At 73.0% G+C, this 16,731-nt stretch carries 15 protein-coding genes; 11 read left to right on the forward strand and 4 right to left on the reverse strand.

All coding sequences use genetic code 11. The annotated features are described in order from the left end of the window. The first annotated feature begins 19 nt into the window (after positions 1–19). Positions 20–988 carry a LysR family transcriptional regulator gene (locus IGA62_RS25335; protein ID WP_145818538.1) on the forward strand — a complete coding sequence of 323 codons (969 nt, stop codon included), beginning with the start codon at positions 20–22 and terminating at the stop codon, positions 986–988. A 1-nt stretch (position 989) separates the two neighbouring features. Here IGA62_RS25335 and IGA62_RS25340 read toward each other — a convergent pair whose 3' ends face one another. Beyond that, entirely contained in the window at positions 990–1,976 is a 987-nt protein-coding gene (locus tag IGA62_RS25340) for a sensor histidine kinase (protein ID WP_145818537.1), read from the reverse strand. 726 nt (positions 1,977–2,702) lie between these two features. Between IGA62_RS25340 and IGA62_RS25345 the strand changes: the two genes are divergently transcribed. Continuing rightward, positions 2,703–3,020 (forward strand): helix-turn-helix domain-containing protein, encoded by a 318-nt coding sequence (locus tag IGA62_RS25345; RefSeq protein ID WP_145818536.1) that lies wholly within the window; start codon positions 2,703–2,705, stop codon positions 3,018–3,020. 37 nt (positions 3,021–3,057) lie between these two features. Here the strand turns inward: IGA62_RS25345 and IGA62_RS25350 are convergent, their stop codons facing one another. Next, positions 3,058–4,464: an outer membrane protein assembly factor BamB family protein gene (locus tag IGA62_RS25350; RefSeq protein ID WP_145818535.1), complete on the reverse strand. Its 1,407-nt coding sequence runs from the start codon at positions 4,462–4,464 to the stop codon at positions 3,058–3,060. A 76-nt stretch (positions 4,465–4,540) separates the two neighbouring features. Here IGA62_RS25350 and IGA62_RS25355 point away from each other — a divergent pair, with 76 nt between their 5' ends. Then, on the forward strand, positions 4,541–5,119 hold the full coding sequence (locus IGA62_RS25355; RefSeq protein WP_145818534.1) for a GNAT family N-acetyltransferase: 579 nt from the start codon (positions 4,541–4,543) through the stop codon (positions 5,117–5,119). On the opposite strand, the gene IGA62_RS25360 is transcribed toward IGA62_RS25355, so the two are convergent. Then, complete coding sequence (locus IGA62_RS25360) at positions 5,120–5,752, reverse strand: TetR/AcrR family transcriptional regulator (RefSeq protein WP_145818533.1); 633 nt, start codon at positions 5,750–5,752, stop codon at positions 5,120–5,122. A gap of 126 nt (positions 5,753–5,878) precedes the next feature. Between IGA62_RS25360 and IGA62_RS25365 the strand changes: the two genes are divergently transcribed. Then, a complete protein-coding gene (locus IGA62_RS25365; protein ID WP_145818532.1) occupies positions 5,879–6,937 on the forward strand; it encodes an aldo/keto reductase in 1,059 nt (352 codons plus the stop codon). 15 nt (positions 6,938–6,952) lie between these two features. Here the strand turns inward: IGA62_RS25365 and IGA62_RS25370 are convergent, their stop codons facing one another. Further along, positions 6,953–8,512 (reverse strand): protein adenylyltransferase SelO, encoded by a 1,560-nt coding sequence (locus IGA62_RS25370; protein WP_232624769.1) that lies wholly within the window; start codon positions 8,510–8,512, stop codon positions 6,953–6,955. A 279-nt stretch (positions 8,513–8,791) separates the two neighbouring features. On the opposite strand from IGA62_RS25370, the gene IGA62_RS25375 reads away from it, so the two are divergent. Genes IGA62_RS25375 through IGA62_RS25405 form a run of 7 tightly spaced genes read left to right on the forward strand, consistent with a single transcriptional unit; the run spans position 8,792 to position 16,729 of the window. Further along, positions 8,792–9,619 (forward strand): TauD/TfdA family dioxygenase, encoded by an 828-nt coding sequence (locus IGA62_RS25375; RefSeq protein WP_186499877.1) that lies wholly within the window; start codon positions 8,792–8,794, stop codon positions 9,617–9,619. After that, the gene (locus IGA62_RS25380) at positions 9,616–10,917 is read left to right on the forward strand and encodes a DegT/DnrJ/EryC1/StrS family aminotransferase (protein ID WP_145818529.1); all 1,302 of its coding nucleotides are present in this window, start codon (positions 9,616–9,618) and stop codon (positions 10,915–10,917) included. The genes IGA62_RS25375 and IGA62_RS25380 overlap by 4 nt, the downstream gene beginning before the upstream one ends. Next, positions 10,907–11,623 (forward strand): glycosyltransferase family protein, encoded by a 717-nt coding sequence (locus tag IGA62_RS25385; RefSeq protein WP_145818528.1) that lies wholly within the window; start codon positions 10,907–10,909, stop codon positions 11,621–11,623. Before IGA62_RS25380 ends, IGA62_RS25385 begins: the two co-directional genes overlap by 11 nt. After that, the gene (locus IGA62_RS25390) at positions 11,620–12,771 is read left to right on the forward strand and encodes a glycosyltransferase family protein (protein ID WP_145818527.1); all 1,152 of its coding nucleotides are present in this window, start codon (positions 11,620–11,622) and stop codon (positions 12,769–12,771) included. The genes IGA62_RS25385 and IGA62_RS25390 overlap by 4 nt, the downstream gene beginning before the upstream one ends. Before the next feature lie 23 nt (positions 12,772–12,794). Then, the gene (locus tag IGA62_RS25395; protein ID WP_145818526.1) at positions 12,795–14,111 is read left to right on the forward strand and encodes an aminotransferase family protein; all 1,317 of its coding nucleotides are present in this window, start codon (positions 12,795–12,797) and stop codon (positions 14,109–14,111) included. Between the two features lie 45 nt (positions 14,112–14,156). Continuing rightward, positions 14,157–15,422 carry an aminotransferase class I/II-fold pyridoxal phosphate-dependent enzyme gene (locus IGA62_RS25400; protein ID WP_186499873.1) on the forward strand — a complete coding sequence of 422 codons (1,266 nt, stop codon included), beginning with the start codon at positions 14,157–14,159 and terminating at the stop codon, positions 15,420–15,422. After that, complete coding sequence (locus IGA62_RS25405) at positions 15,419–16,729, forward strand: thymidine phosphorylase (protein ID WP_145818524.1); 1,311 nt, start codon at positions 15,419–15,421, stop codon at positions 16,727–16,729. The genes IGA62_RS25400 and IGA62_RS25405 overlap by 4 nt, the downstream gene beginning before the upstream one ends. The last annotated feature ends 2 nt before the right edge of the window (positions 16,730–16,731 follow it).

Here is a 16,731-nt window from a genome sequence, read left to right on the forward strand (position 1 = left end):
CCTAGCTATCGTCGGTCCGGTGGATCTTCTCCGGCACCTGCGCTACTTCGTGGTGGTGGCCGAGGAACTGCACTTCGGCCGGGCCGCCGAGCGGCTCGGCATCGCCCAGCCCCCGCTGAGCCAGGCGATCCAGCGGCTGGAGCGGGAGTTGGGCGTCGAGCTGTTCGACCGTTCCCGGCGCCGGGTCGACGTCAGCCCCGCCGGTCGGCTGCTGGTGGACCAGGCGCGCGGGCTGCTCGCCGGCGAGGAGCGGATGCGCGCGCTCATGCGGATGGTGCACGAGGGCACTCTGGGTACGCTGCGCGCCGGCGTACCGCCGGAGACACCCGCGGTCGCCCTCCAGGCTCTCCTGCGACGGCTGGCCGAGCGGGTGCCGGGGCTCGACGTCGACCTGCAGGAGCTGACCACGGGCGAGCAGTTGCGGATGCTCGCCGACGCCCGGCTCGACATCGGGCTGCTCCACCACCCGGTCGACGTGGCGGACCTGCGGTTCGGTCCCGCCGTACAGGTGCGGCTCGGGGTGGTGCTGCCGCGTGTGTCGCCCCTGGCCCGGCTGCCCGAACTGGCTCTCGCCGACCTCGCCGGCCACGACCTCGTCCTGCCGCCTCGCGTCACCGCCCCGGGCTGGCACGACCACGTCACGGACGTGTGCCGGGAACACGGTTTCGCACCGGCACGGATCCGGCACGCCCGCAACCCCGAGTTCCTCATCGGTCTGGTGCTCGCCGGGCGGGGTGTGGCGTTCGAACCGGAGAGCGCCGTCCGCCGGGAGCCGCGCGTGGTCTGGCGACCCGTCGCCGGTCACCCCCTGGTCCGGACCACGTCCGCCGCGTGGCCCGCGCAGTCGCCGCACCCTGCGGCGGAGCGGTTCGCCGACATCGCCACCGAAACGCTGGCCGAGGCGGCAGCCGCTCCGGCGGCGCTGCGGACGCCCGCGGTGCCGGACCCCTGGACGATCGTGTACGCCCCACGCGCCACCGGACCCTGAGCTAGGTGCGGGCCTGCGAGTGCTCCGCCGGTGTCACGGATCGTGGCGACGCATCGGCACGTCGGAGGTCGATGGCGAACCGCACGCGATTCTCACCGTCACGGCACCCGATCGCCAACGCGTCGCAGAGCTGTTGCGCGATCCAGAGCCCGCGGCCGCCGACCCCGACGCCCGACGGCGGGGGCAGGTAGCCGAGCAGCGGGTCGGCAGGTCCGGGGCCGGCGTCGCTGACCTCGCAGGTCACGGTCGGGGCGTGCCACCACAGCCGCAGTTCGCGGTGGCCCCGACCGTGGCGGAGGCCGTTGGCGACGATCTCGCTCAGCACGATCATGAGGTCGTCGAGACGCGCCGGGTGCGCACTGGCCTCCAGCAGCTGGCGTACCGCGTGACGAGCGGGTGCCATGGTGTCGTGCAGGACCATCGTCAGCGCCGGGGGACCGGTCACGGACGGCATCGGCTCGGGCACCGCGGTGAGGAACCGTCGCGGTGGGAGGTAGGTGTCGCTGTCGCGGCGCACGGGGTCGAACACGGCCGGGTGGGTACGTCGCGCGTCCGTGAGCACGGTGGCGGGCAGGGTGCGGCTGTCGTACGGGCAGACGATCCAAGCCGGGGCGTCGGCGAACAGCTCGTTGAGGGCGGCCTCGTAGCGGGTCCAGGTGGTGTGGCGTTCCTGGGCGCCGAAGGCGACCTCGCCGATCATCCGGACGCGTCGGTGACCCCGGCCGGACGCCTCGGTGAGCAACCGTCGCCAGCCGGCGACCGTGCTCGCGGGCCGCTGGTACCAGCCATCGCGGTCGATGAATGAGACGGCGGTGGCGTCGTGGCCGAGGGCGTCGCGCAGCAGTGTGATGTTCGCCGTGGTGACCGCCGCGGTGACGGCCTGTCCCTGGGCCAGGCCCTCGTGGATGAACGGGAGCAGCCTGGTGACGAACTCGTCGTCGGTGTCGTAGAACATGGCGTCGTGGGTGAGCGCCGCCGGCTCGGTCATCGCCTCACTCCACCCGACCTGCGGATCGTCGCCCGGCAGGTGCCTGTCGACATGCCCGCCCCTTCCGCTGCGATGAGCCCGCGCGCAGCGGTTGACCAACGGTACACCGGTCGCCCGGCGCCGTCGCGTGGATCTTGGCCACGGCCGGGAACCGGACAGTCCCCACCGGGAGCGGTGGAACACGGCCGTCCGGCGCCGATGGTCCCCACGCTCGGCGGGGCCGCCTTCGTCGCGGACCGCCCGCCGAGAAAACCTGGGTGGGGTTGCCTAGATTTCCTCGGCGGTGTGGGGTAGCCTTCTCCACGTCGAGAACAGAGAACCGCAAAGACGCAGACGAACTGCCCGGCCGTGAGGTCACGACGGGCGGCTGTAGGGGAGCCAGGACATTTCGGGCTCCAGTTCGTGTCCGCCATGCGTGTCGGGGCCATGAAGTCGCGTGGGCTCCGCCGCCGGTGGACGGCTCAGCAAGGGAAACGAAGAGGAAAGGGAGGGTTTCGCACCGTTGGATCGCCCGCTGTCAGCCGTGAATCCAGGCTGCGCGGACACCGTGGTTTCCATCGAACGAAAGGTGGTCTCCGGTCACGCTTACGCGATCCCCGCACTCGAAGCCGTCACATCTGGCCGGTGCGGATGCGACTGCCCGACACGTCTGTCGGCAGTTGGTGTTCTGACCCGTAACCCTGGGCCCCGGCGCGCAAGCGCCGGGGCCCTCGACGTGGAGGTGACATGGGGCAAAACCCCGACGACATGTTCGGCGACGAGGACTACCCCGCCTACACCATCGGTCAGGCCGCCGAGATGCTCGGCATCTCGCAGGACTTCCTACGCCGCCTGGACGAGGCGAAACTGATCGACCCGCACCGCTCCGCCGGCGGCCACCGCCGCTACTCCCGTCGTCAGCTGCGTCTGGCCGCCCGTACCCGGGAGATGGTGGACCAGGGCACCGCCCTCGAGGCCGCCTGCCGGATCATCATGCTGGAGGACCGCCTCGAAGAGGCGCTGCGGCACAACGGGGAGCGGCAGGAGACGCAGCAAGCCGGTTGACGCTGGCCCGGCGGGACGTGCCCGGTCGGCGGCCCGCTCAGAAGGTGTGCAGATCCAGGGAGAGCCCGTCGGATTCCTCGGCGGGGAAGAGCACCGCGGTCCAGTCGTCCGCGGCGCCGGCGAGGTAACCGGGGTAGCGGCCGAGTTGGTGGCCGGTCCGTACGTCGTAGACGAACACACACGGCCGGTTGTCCTTCCGGCCGCTGACCGCCACGAGGCTGTCGGTCACGATCGCCCGCCAGGTCACCGCGCCAGCGGCCAGTCCCGGGTCCGGCGCGGTCCACCGGGACGCGCCGGTGGCCATGTCGAGCAGGGTCAGTTCACCCGCGTCGGTGGTGTGCCGTATCAGCACGGACCGGTCGTTCCCGGCGATCGGTACGCCGGAGGTGGCACTCTCCCACGCTCTCCGGCCGGTCCGCAGGTCGACCAGCTGCGGCTCGCCGGACGCGGTGACCGCGACGAGCCGGGTGCCGGTTCCGATCTGATCCTGCCCGCTCCCGTCGTGCGCCAGCTGCTGGGCGCATTCGCCCTTCTCGGTACGTCCGCTGAAGACCTCACCGGACCAGCGTCGGGCACCGGTGGCCGCGTTGACGGTGGTGATAACGACGGTGCAGTCCGTTCCGTTCCCATGCAGAGAGTTGTCGGTGGTCACCAGCAGGTCTCCGGCGACGAAGCTGCCCCAGGCCCGGTTCGGCAGACGCCCGGCACCGGCCCTGCCGGTGGTGACCGCGACGGTGGTGTACGCGTTGGTGGTGTCGCTCAACCGCACCGCTACGTACGGCGTGGCGGGCGGGGCGTACGGCGCCTGCCCGCCGAGCGCCTCGTCGCTCACCTCGGCGGAGCGGCCGGCGGGCAGTTTCCACAGCTGCCGACCGTCCCGAGGGTCCCGGGCGACGAGCGCACACGTTGCCCGGGAACCGGTGCCGACGCACTGTCGGTGGTAGACGGCCCGCTGGTGGACGACGACGTCCTGGGCGTCCCCGGCCCGCCAGCGGGTGGCGCCGGTGGCCGCGTCGAGCACCTCCAACTGCTCCTCCTCGTCGGCAATGACGACGATCAGATCGCCGGTGACGCTGTACCGGTAGTCCGGCGAGAAGGGACGGCGCCACCGGTCCTGCCCGGTCAGCCGGTCCACTGCCCGCAGTTCCCGCTCGTCGGGCACCACGATCACCTGGCCGACCCGCGCCACGTCCTCGCGGACACGGTTGACCGACACCGACCAGATCGAAGCCGGGCCCTCCTGGCCCAGTCGGGTGGCCTGGCCCGACCCGCTCTCCCGGCTGGCCCCGGCCTGTGGCGTTGGCTGCTCCGGCTCCGCCCGGGATCGCGTGCAGGCGGTGAGGCCGACAACCAGGCTCAGGGCCACGCCAGCGAGGCACCAACGGGACGGGCAGTACGACGGCGACATCGGTCTCTCCCTCGTTCGGCGGCCGGGACCCACCATAGGACTCACCCGCACAGGGCTGGCGCGGCGCGGAAATCCACCTGCTCTTCGGACGGTGACAGGACACCATGGAGCCGTGCTCCGTATCGATGCGCCCCTGGTGACCGACCGCCTGCTGCTGCGTCCGTTCCGGGCCGACGACGTGGACGCGCTCCACGACCTGCGGACCCGTGCGGACGTCCTCCGCTATCTGTACTGGCCACCGGCGACGATCGAGCAGACCCGTGACGTCGTCGCCCAACGCCTCACCATGAACACCCTGTCCCGCGAGAACGACGCGCTGGTGCTGGCGGTGGAGCAGCGGGCCACCGGACGCATGATCGGCGAGGCGGACCTGCGGTGGCTGAGTGTCGAGCATCGGCAGGGCGAGGTCGGGGTGATCCTGCACCCGGAGGCGCAGGGAAGCGGCTTCGCCACCGAAACGGTGTCGGCCCTGCTCGATCTCGCCTTCGACCGGCTGGGACTGCATCGGGTCGTCGCCCAGACCAACGCGCACAACGCGGCGTCGATCCGAGCACTCCACCGGCTCGGCATGCGCCAGGAGGGCCACCTCCGCCAGTGCGTCCACGTCGCCGGTGTCTGGCACGACGAACTGGTCTTTGCGATCCTGGCCGAGGAGTGGGCGTCGACCGCCCCCACCGGTGGCGTCCGGTAGCTACGCGGTCGCCTCGCGCTTCCCCCGTACGTACGCTCCCGCGCGGGCGGCGGTCGCGGCTGCTTCGGCGGCCCGGTCGGCGGCGGCGACGTCGAGGGGGTCGCCGCTGATCAACAGACGGTAGTAGAGCGGTGCCGACACCGCGCGGATGACCTCGTGGCTGTCGGTGCCGTCGGGTACCTCACCGCGCTCGACGGCCTGTTCCACGCAGGGGGCCCACTCCCGGATGCGGATGTCGTAGAAGCGGCGTAGCGCGTCGGCCGTCCGGGGGTCGCAGGTGGCTGCCGCGATGACCGCCCTGAACAGCGCACCCTGGCGCGGGTCGGTGAGGGTGCGCTGCACGAGCCGCGCGTTCGCCCGCAGGTCGGTGCGGAGCGAGCCGGTTTCGGTGCGGGGCAGCGACTGCTCGGCCATGTCCACGAGCAGGTCCGCGACCAGGCCGGCCGGTGATCGCCAGCGGCGGTAGACGGTCGTCTTGCCCACGTCGGCCCGGTGGGCGATGTCGGCGAGGTCCAGGTGACCGAAACCCTGCTCCGCGAGCGCGTCCCCGGTGGCCCGCAGGACCGCCGCGCGTACCCGCGCCGTGCGCCCGCCGGGTCGAAGGGTTCCGGCAGCGGTCTCGTCAGCACTCATAACGGGTCTCCCGTTTCGTTTAGGGCTCGCGGCTGCTATCGTAGCCAACGTCTTAATGGAACACTGAACCCGTTAGTGGGTCGTGGCGGGTGAGCCCGGCGGTGCCGGGCCACGGGAGGGGTCACCATGGAATACAGACGGTTGGGCGCATCCGGGCTCAAGGTCCCGGCGCTGAGCTTCGGTGCCGGCACCTTCGGCGGGCGCGGACCGCTCTTCGGCGCCTGGGGGTCCACGGATGCCCGGGAGGCACGCCACCTCGTCGACATCTGCCTGGAGAACGGCGTCACGATGTTCGACACCGCCGACGTCTACTCCGACGGCGCGTCGGAGGAGGTGCTCGGCCAGGCGATCAGGGGCCGTCGGGACGAGGTCCTCCTGTCCACCAAGAGCGGCCTGCCGATGGGCGACGGACCCAACGACGCCGGCTCCGCACGCCTGCGGCTGATCAGGGCGTGCGAGGACGCGCTGCGTCGACTCGGCACCGACCACATCGACCTCTTCCAGTTGCACGCCTTCGACGCCGGCACGCCGATCGAGGAGGTGCTGTCCACCCTCGACGGTCTCGTGCAGGCGGGAAAGGTCCGCTACCTCGGTGTCTCGAACTTCGCGGGCTGGCAGTTGATGAAGTCGCTCGCCGTCGCGGAGCGTCGCCACCATCAGCGCTACGTCGCCCACCAGGTCTACTACTCCCTGCTCGGCCGGGACTACGAGTGGGACCTGATGCCCCTGGGGATCGACCAGGGCGTCGGCGCGGTCGTCTGGAGCCCGCTCGGCTGGGGCCGGCTCACCGGCCGGGTGCGCCGCGGCCAGCCGCTGCCGGCGCAGAGCCGACTGCACCAGACCGCCGACTACGGCCCACCGGTGCGGGACGAGGACCTCTTCCGGGTCGTCGACGCCCTCGAGGAGATCGCCCAGGAGACCGGCCGGGCCGTTCCGCAGATCGCCCTCAACTGGCTGCTGCGACGGCCCACGGTGTCATCGGTCGTCATCGGTGCCCGCAACGAGGCACAGCTCCGCCAGAACCTCGGTGCCGTCGGGTGGACGTTGACCGCCGACCAGATGGCCCGGCTCGACGCGGCGAGCGCACGGACGGCGCCCTACCCGCACTTCCCGTACCACCGTCAGGAGGGTTTCGCCCGCCTGAACCCGCCGGTCGTGCGCGGCGCGGACCGACCGGCCGCATGACCACGCCCGGGGGCCTCACGTGCCGCAGAAGGTCCGGTAGGTGCCGAAGTCCGGTGGGGCCGCAGCGGCGTGGCGTTCGAGGCCGGGCCGTTCGTCGTAGGGGGCGGTCACGGCGTCCAGCAGCCGCATGAGCGGGTCGACGTCGCCGTCGGTCGCGGCGGCGAGCGCCTCCTCGACGAGGTGGTTGCGCGGAATGTAGACCGGGTTGACCCGGTCCATCCCGTCGGGGTCCGGACCAAGGGCGCGCCACCGCGTCAACCAGTCGTCGACCGCACCGGGGTCGAGGAACCGGCGGCGGGTGGGATCGGCCTCGCCACGGGCGGCGACCGCGAGCACGCGGAAGAACGACGTGAAGTCGACCCGGCTCGCCTCCAGCAGGGCGAGCAGCTCCTCGACCAGCGGCGAGACGACCGCCTGGTCGAGATCGGCGCGCAGGCCGAGCTTGGCCCGCATACCGGCTGACCAGGCCGCGTCGAACCGACGGCGGAACCCGCCGAGCGACTCCACCGCCAGTGCCACCGCCTGCTCCTGGTCGTCGTGCAGGAGGGGGAGGAGGGCCTCGGCGAGCCGGGCGAGGTCCCACTCGGCCACGGCCGGCTGGTTGCCGTAGGCGTAGCGCCCGCCATGGTCGATCGAGCTGTAGACGGTGGCCGGGTCGAAGGCGTCCAGGAAGGCGCACGGCCCGTAGTCGATGGTCTCGCCCGAGATCGTCATGTTGTCGGTGTTCATGACCCCGTGGACGAACCCCACCAGCATCCACCGGGCCACCAGCGACGCCTGGGCGGCGACCACCGCCTCGAACAGGGCGAGGTAGGGGCGCTCGGCCCCGGCGGCACCCGGATGGTGGCGGGCGATCGCGTGGTCGGCGAGACGGCGCAGGAGGTCGACGTCGCCCGTGGCCCGGGCGTACTGGAAGCTCCCGACGCGCAGGTGGCTCGCGGCGACCCGGGCGAGCACGGCACCGGGCAGCGGTGTCTCGCGGTGCACCGTGCGTCCGGTGGCCACCACGGCGAGGGACCGGGTCGTGGGGATGCCCAGGGCGTGCATGGCCTGGCTGACGACGTACTCGCGGAGCATCGGGCCGACCGCGGCCAGGCCGTCGCCACCGCGTGCGAACGGTGTGCGGCCGGAGCCCTTGAGGTGCAGGTCGCGGACCCGGCCGTCCGGGTCGACGAGTTCGCCGAGCAGCAGCGCGCGCCCGTCGCCGAGCCGGGGGACGTACCCGCCGAACTGGTGACCGGCGTAGGCCTGTGCCACCGGGGCCGCGCCGGTGGGGACGGCCGTGCCGATCAGCAGGCGCACGCCGTCGGCGCTCCGCAGCCATCCGGGGTCGAGGCCCAGTTCGGTGGCGAGCGGCTCGTTGAGCACGAGCAGTCGCGGGTCGGGAGCCTCCTCGGCCCGCCAGGGAACCGCCATCTCCGCGAGTTCGGTGGCGAAGCGGCTGTCGAGGGTCACGGTCGGGGGCGGCGCGGTGGTCACCCCACCGAGAGTACGTCGGACGCGGACGACCAGCCGCTGCTGCTCGCCCCCGGGGCGGACCTGCCCCGACGCCCCGGCCGCCCTCGCTCCGCCCACCGCCGCACTACTAACAAACGACAGGACCGGCCGACCCGGGCCCTGGGCACGATGTACCCGAGCTGGGTCGACGAGGGGTCGGTTGGTGGCACCGGCGCAACCGGTCCGCGACGTGACGGACCCCGTGATGGCGAGGTGACGCGACATCCCGTGCCGGCTGACGCGGACCGGCCCGTCCGCGCGAGCCGGCCCGGCCGTCGACGACCTCTGTTGTCGTGTGACGGACGCCGAGATGCCGACCGGGTGGGCCCGGCCGGGAACGAGAAAGGGCCCTGCGAGTTGAAGCAGCTGTTCGTCGATTACCGGGACGCCACAGCCGCGTGCCCGGTGGCGGTGGCCCGCTCCGGGCGGGGGGTGGACGAACTCGGCGACAGGCTCGACACCTACGGGTTCGCCGTCGCGCAGATGCCCGGCGACCTGCCAGCGCAGGACGCGATCGACTTCCTCGCCGAGGCGTGGTCACTCGGCGCCCCCTACGTCCCCGCGCTGTACCGGCTGCCCGGAGCCGAGCAGTTCAACCGCCCCTACGCCGACATCCGCGCGGACGACGCCGGTGACCATCCGGGCTTCGCGGTCCGGTCCGCGCAGGAGTTCCACGTCGACGGCACCCTGGACGGACCCGGGGACGTACCGGTGGTGATCATGTACTGCGTCCGGCCCGCCGCGCGGGGCGGGGAGTCGCTGCTGCTCAACGCGATCGGGGTGTTCCACGCGCTCCGGGAGACCGATCCGGCGGCGGCGGCCGTGCTGACCCGGCCCACCGTGCTGCGCCGGTCGTCCACGCTGCGCGGGGTCGAGGCGTACACCGACGGACCGGCCTTCGTCGTCACCGACGACGGTGGCATCGTCAACCGGTACTCCGACGTCCCCAGCACCACCACCTGGATCGCGCCCGCCGGTGAGGAGGACGCCCTCGCCCGGGCGCTGGCCTTCATCCGACAGGAGAGCGGCAGCGACGGCCGGTACCGGCTCTCCGTCCGGCTGGCGGCCGGCGAGTGCCTCGTCGTCCGCAACGACCGGGTCTCGCACGCGCGCCAGGGCTACGAGGACACCGCCGCGCACCCCCGCCAACTGCTCCGCGCGACCTTCGGGACCAGCCCTCGATGACCGGGTCCACGATGCAGGGACAGCAGGCCGCGGCCCTGGCCGACGGCCACCGCCTCCTGGGTGGGATCGCCGACCGGCTGCGCATGGAGGACGACGTCAACCGGCGGGTCGTCAACCTGGTGCCGAGCGAGAACCGGCTCTCCCCACTGGCGAGCCTTCCGCTGCGGTACGACTTCTACAACCGGTACTTCTTCAACGCCCGGCTCGCCGAGGAGGAGTGGAACTTCCGGGGCGGGCAGGGCGTGGGCGACGTCGAGGTCACCGTCGGCATACCCACGCTCGCCCGGCTGGCCGGTGGTGCCCTGGTCAACGTCCGGCCGGTCTCCGGCATGAGCGCGATGTTCCTCGTCCTGATGGCGTTCGGGGGCGAACCGGGCGACACGGTGGTGAGCATCGACCCGGCGGCCGGCGGGCACTACGCCACCACGTCGGTGATCCACCGGCTCGGTCGCCGGCCGGTGACCGTCGGCCAGCGGGGCGGGACGGTCGACGACGAGCGCCTGCGGGCCGTCCTGCGGGAGCACCGGCCGGCACTGGTCTACCTGGACCTCCAGAACAGCCTGGCCGAGATCGACGTGGCCGGGGTCGTCCGGACCGTCCGCGAGGTCAGCCCGCATACCCGCGTCCACGCCGACGTCAGCCACACCCTCGGGCTCGTGCTGGGCGGCGCGCACCGCAACCCGCTGGACGTCGGCGCGGACACGATGGGCGGTTCCACCCACAAGACCTTCCCCGGCCCGCAGAAGGGGGTGCTCTTCACCCGGGACCCCGAACTCGCCGACCTGATCGCCCGGACCCAGTTCGAGACGATCAGCAGCCACCACTTCGCCGAGACCCTCTCGCTCTGCCTCGCCGCCGCCGAGTTCGAGTTGTTCGGCGCGGACTACGCGGCCCAGGTGGTCGACAACGCCCGGGTGCTCGGCGCGGAACTGCTCACCCACGGCTTCGAGGTGGTCGTCGGCACGGACGACATCACCGACTGCCACCAGGTCTGGGTGGACACCGGCCCGGAGACCGATCCGATGCGCTTCGCGGCGGGCCTGGCCGCGGCCGGGGTACGGGTCAACGTCATCCCCGACCTGCCCGGCTTCGACGGCCGTCCCGCGCTCCGGCTCGGGTCGGCCGAGCTGACCTTCGAGGGCGCCCGCGCCGAGTCGATGTGCGACCTGGTGCAGATCTTCGACCTGGTCCGCCGGGGTCGCGTGGACGAGGCGGGCGCGCGCCGGGTGGCGCTGCGCGAGAACCTCGGGGAGCCGTTCTTCCTCCGCCACGACCACGCCGACGGCCATGGCCGCTGACCGGCCGGGCCGGACCGGGCCGACGCTGACGGTGATCGTTCCCTGCGCCGGGGCGGCCCGCCGGTTCGACGCGCCCTACCCCAAGGAGCTGCACCGTATCGACCACGACCAGTCGATCATCGATCACGCCCTGGCCCCGGTCCGGGACTTCGCGGCCCGGCGCGGGGCGCGGGTGCGGCTGGTGGTGGTGATCCGGCCACACAAGACGGACACCGTGGCCTACCTGGCCCGCTACGCGGACGTCCTCGAGACCGTCTTCGTCCACCAGACCGACCGGCACGGTCCCGACCTGGCGGGCGCGGTCACCGCGGCCCTGCCCCTGTGCACCGGGGCGACGGCGGTCGTGCTGCCGGACCAGGTCGTCACCGACGACGCGCTCGCCCAGCGCTTCGCCGAGGCGCACGACCTGCTGGACCGACACCCGTACGCGGTGCTCGCGGCGCTGATCGACGACCCGGTCCGGCTCGCCAACGACGGTGCGCTGCGACTGCGTGGCCAGGGCCCGGTCCGGCGCGTCGAGCACGCGGCGGACAAGCCACGCGATCCCTCCGGCTTCAACGCCGCCTGGGCGACGGTCTTCGCGGCGGCGCACCACCGGGACGCACTGCCCCGGATCATGGTCGGTGCGGGTGCCACCGCCCTGGTCGACGCGCCGGCCGTGCTGGTCGACGGGTTCCACAACGTCAACCGGGTGGACGACCTGTGACCGGGGCGCGCAGGCGGCTGCTCTTCGACGCCGGGGACTACCCGGTGTCGCAGGCCGCCGCGTCCGGCCTGGCCGTCCGGATCGCCGAACTGGCCGAGACCCTCAGCGACGAGTTCGCGGTCACCGTCTACTCGCCGGACGTGCCCGACCCGATGCACCTCGGTGGGGCCCGGCTCGAACGACGGGCCGACCGGTGGCGCGAGCTGCTGGACGCGACCGACGCGGTCTTCTTCTTCGACGTCGCCGACCGCGACCGGCTGGCCGCGGCGGTCGAGGCCGGCCCGCTGATCGTCTCGGAGACCGCGCCGCCGATCGAGCACGGCAGCTACCCGTCGCTGCTGCGGCAGGACGCCCCGGAGGACCGGTACCGGGAGATCGTCGAGGCGTACCAGCGTCAACTGCGCGTCTCGCACCACTTCATCTGCCGCTCCCGGGTGGAACGCGCGACCGTCCTCGCCAGCCTGGTCACCGCCGGCCGGGTCGGCGTGCGGGACCTGACCCGGTCGGCGACCCTCGACCACCTGGTGACCTCCGTACCGATCGGCTTCAGCCGGCACAGCCGACTGGTCGCCGAGCGGACCCGGCCGGAACCGCTCGCCGACGTCCTGTGGACCGGCGGCATCTGGTCGTTCTACGACCCGTACGTGCTGGTGGACGCGGTGAGCCTGTGCGCGGGTCGCGGACTGCGGATCACCGCCGCCTTCCTCTACGGCCAACCGCACCCGGACACCCGGGAGATCGTCGAGGCGCTGGAGAAGCGCATCGCCGAGCGCGCCGTGACCGACCTGGTGACGGTCGTACGCCGACCGGTGACGCACCGGGCCCGCGACGCGTACCTCACCGCCGCGCGGGCCTTCGTGTGCGTGGCCCGGCCGGGCGTGGAGAACGACACCTGTGTCCGCCTGCGCATCCGCGACAGCAGGCTGTACGGGGTACCCATGATCGTCGACGGCTTCGGCGCGACGGCGGACGAGGTACGCCGCGACGGCCCGGGACTGGTGCTCGACGAGCCCTCCCCGGAGACGCTCGCCGAGGCGTTGACCCGGACCCTCGCGGCCCGGCCACCGGGTGGCGCGGTGACCGCCTTCGAGTACCGGGACGACCTGTGGGGACTGGCGCCACGTCTGCACGAGCTTCTCGGCCGGTAGGACAGGAAACAGGGGTGCACGCAATGTTCGCGAGTCACATGTGGCGACCCTGGTCGCCCGTCGCCAGCCCGGCCCACCCGTTGACCCTGGTGCGGGGGGAGGGCAACCGGGTGCGCGACACCGAGGGCGTGTGGTACCTGGACGGGATCGCCGGTGCGCTGAACGCCTCCTGCGGCCACGGCCACCCCCGGCTGATCGAGGCCGCCCAGCGGCAGATGGCCCGCCTGGCGCACTACGACCTGGTCAACGCCTCCCACCCGGCCGCCGAACGGATCACCGAACGGCTGGCCGCGCTGCTCCCCGGCGACCTCGGGCAGACCCTGCTGGTCAACAGCGGCTCGGAGGCCACCGAGGCCGCCGTCCGGATCGCCCTGGAGTACTGGCGCAACGTCGGCGCGCCCCGCGACCGGGTGGTCACGTTCGCGGCCGGCTACCACGGCTCGACCGCGCTGGCGTTACACCTGTCCGGCCTGCCGTACACCCGCAGCGGGTGGGCCGACCTGTTCCCGGTCCACCGGGTGGCGCTGCCCGGCAGCGCACGCTCGGCGCGGACCGCCGCCGACGCCGCGGCGCTGGCCGCCCGCTTCGCCGAGGCGTTCGCGGCGGGCCCGCCGCCGGCCGCGGTGGTGGTGGAACCTTTGCTCAACGTCGGCGGCGGCATCGTCCTGCCACCCGGCCTGCTGGCCCGGATCCGGGCCCTGTGCGACCAGTACGGCACCCTGCTCGTCGTCGACGAGGTGTTCTGCGGGTTCGGCCGTACCGGACGGATGTTCGGCTTCGACCACGACGGCGTCACCCCGGACATCGTCACCATGAGCAAGGGCATCAGCAGCGGCTACGTCCCGCTCGGCGCGGTCACCACCACCGACGCGATCAAGCAGTCCTTCCAGGCCGAGCCGCTGCTGCGGGGCCTGCGGTACGGGCACACCACCGGCGGGCACGCGGTGGCCGCCGCCGTCGCGTCGGCCGTCCTGGACGTCGTCGACGAGGAGGGCCTGGTCGCCAACGCGGCCACCCGGGGAGCGACGCTGCTCGACCGGCTCGGCCCGCTGCTGGCGTACCCCGACGTGGTGGACGTGCGGGGCCTCGGCCTGGTGGTCACGGTGGAGACCGTGGACCCCGCCGTGGCCTCGGCGGTGGTGCTCGGGGCCCGCGACCGTGGCCTGCTGGTCCGCCAGCAGGGTGCCTGCGTGATGGTCATCCCGCCGCTGACCCTCACCGGGGACGAGACGGCACAGCTCGCCGACACGCTCCTCGCGGCGTTCGACCAGGTGTGCCGGCCGGCCGGTGACGTCCGGCCGGCACCGGTCGCCGCCGGCCGGGTCGACGACCCCAGGTAGGCGACGCTGTCCACGCCGTACCTCAACGCCGCGGGGTTCCCGGACGTGCCGTGCGTCCGGTACTACCGCACCATCCGGGCGGGCGTCACCGGCCCGTGCCGCCAACTCGGCTACGGGGTGAACCGACGGCCGGTGCCGGCCGGGGTCACCCGGTGCCTGAGCCGGCTCTACGCCGACGTGGTCGCCCACCGGGCGGTCGAGTACGACGACGCCGGCCTGGTCCCCGCCCGGACCCTCGTCGGTGAACTCCTCGGCTGGTACCTCGGCGTCGAACCGCTGGACGCCGAGCAGGTCGTGCTCTTCCACGGCACCACCGAGGCGATCAGTGTCGCCTGCGAGTACGCCGCCCACCGGGGCGTGCAGCCGGTGCTGCCGATCCCCAACTACTACTCCTTCGAGCACTCGCTGTCCCGCTACGGGGCGGTCGAGCCGGTCTACTACGGCACCGACGGGCAACTCGACCGGCCGATCCCGGCGGGCCGACGCCGCCTGCTGGTCGACGTCGCGCCCAACGGCGTGCTCGGTTCCTGGCTGTGGCCGCCGCCGCCCGCCGGCCCTGACGACCTCGCCCTCGTCGACGTGCCCTTCTCGCTGCCGCAGTTCGGCCGCGCCGACGACTTCCGCGCGGTGCTGCACCGCAAGGTGACCGGGTACCCCCGGTGGCTGCTCTGCATGACGCCGTCGAAGGACCTCTCGGTCCCCGGCCTCCGGGTCGGGTTCGTCGCCGGCACCGAACCGGGGTTCGCCGAGTTCGCCCACGCGGTCCGCTTCGAGCGGGGCTACTCCGTGAACGCCGCCGTCGCGCTGGTGGCCGCGGTCCATCTCGGACTGCTCCTGCTCGCGCTCGCCGACCGTGCCGACCGGGGGCGGACGGCCGCCCGGCTGCGGGAACTGTTCGACCGGCACGGGGTGTCGTTCCTCGACCACGGGGAGGAGACGGCGTTCCTCGCGGAGCTGGAGACCGCGACGGCGCTCTTCGCCCGCAACATCGACCTGCTCGACGCCTGTGGCCTGTTCGAGCCGCTGCCCGGGGCGTCCCGGCCGGTGGCGGGCTACTCCACGTTCCGCTGGCTGACCCGGCCGTTCGCCGCACCCGACGCCTGGACCCGCTGGGTCAACCAGCTCGGGCGGGCCGGGCTGAAGGTCAACCCGAACTACCTGTTCGGGGCCGACGCCGAACACTGGCACCGGCTCTACCCCGACCGGTACGGCATCCGGCTCAACATCTCCGTCCCGGCCACGGAGCTGCGGGACAACCTGCGGTTCCTGCACCGGGCACTGGACGCACGAGGACAGGAGGCACACCGATGACGCTCGGCGTGGTGGACGTGATCGCCGCGAAACGGCGTGGCGAGCGGCTCCCGGCGGAGGCGATCGCCCTGGTGGTCGACGGCTACGTCCGGGGCGACGTGCCGGACTACCAGATGGCGGCGTGGCTGATGGCCGTCGCCTGCCGGGGCATGGACTTCGACGAGGTCGTCGCGCTCACCCGGGTGTACGTCGACAGCGGCGAGCGGTTCGACCTGCGGGGCTTCGACCGGGTCGTCGACAAGCACAGCACCGGTGGCGTGGGCGACAAGACCACCCTGGTCGTCGCGCCGGCACTGGCGGCCCTCGACATCCCGGTGGCCAAGATGAGCGGCCGAGGGCTGGACTTCGCCGGTGGCACCCTCGACAAGCTGGAGTCCATCCCGGGCCTGCGGGTCGCCCTCGACTCCGACCGGATCCGGACGGTGCTCGCCGAGGTCGGCATGGTGGTGGTCGAACAGTCGGCGCGTCTCGTCCCCGCCGACGGCGCCACGTACGCGCTGCGCGACGTCACCGGGACGGTCGAGAGCCTGCCGCTGATCGCCGCCAGCATCATGAGCAAGAAGATCGCCGCCGGAACGGACGGCGTCGTGCTCGACGTCAAGTTCGGCGGCGGGGCGCTCACCGGCGACCTGGCCAGCGCCACCGAACTGGCCACCCTGATGATCGACATCGGGGCCGCGTTCGGTCTGCGCTGCCATGCCGTGATCAGCGACATGGACCAGCCGCTGGGCTGGTCGGCGGGGAACGCCCTGGAGATCCGGGAGGCGGTCGACGTGCTCCGGGGAGTGGAGGTGCCGGGCCTCACCGAGCTGTGCCTCACCCTGGCGGCCGAGGCGGTGCTGCTCTCCGGGGCCGAGACCGAGCAGGACCGGGCCCGTGAGCAGGTCAGTGCGGTGTTGCGCGACGGCCGGGCCCACACCGCGTTCCGGCGCTGGGTGGCCGCCCAGGGTGGGGACGTCGCCGTGGTGGACGACCCTCGGCTGCTGCCCACCACCCCGTACGCCGACCTGGTCACCGCGGAGCGCAGCGGCTGGGTGGGGGCGGTCGACGCCCGCGCGATCGGCACGCTGGCCCTGCGGTTGGGGGCCGGCCGGCAGGTCAAGGGCGCCCCGATCGACCACGCCGTCGGGGTGACCCTGCACAAGCGGGTCGGTGACCGGGTGGTCGCCGGTGAGCCCCTGGCGCAGGTGCACCACCGTGGCGTCGGGCCGGTGCCGGTGCAGCAGGCGCGGGCCGCGTTCACCATCGTGCCGCAGGAGGTGCCGCCCGTGTCCGCCGTGCACACCGTGCTGCGCCCGCGCCGGTGACG

The sequence above is a fragment of the Micromonospora sagamiensis genome (genome assembly GCF_014680085.1).
GTDB lineage: Bacteria > Actinomycetota > Actinomycetes > Mycobacteriales > Micromonosporaceae > Micromonospora > Micromonospora inyonensis.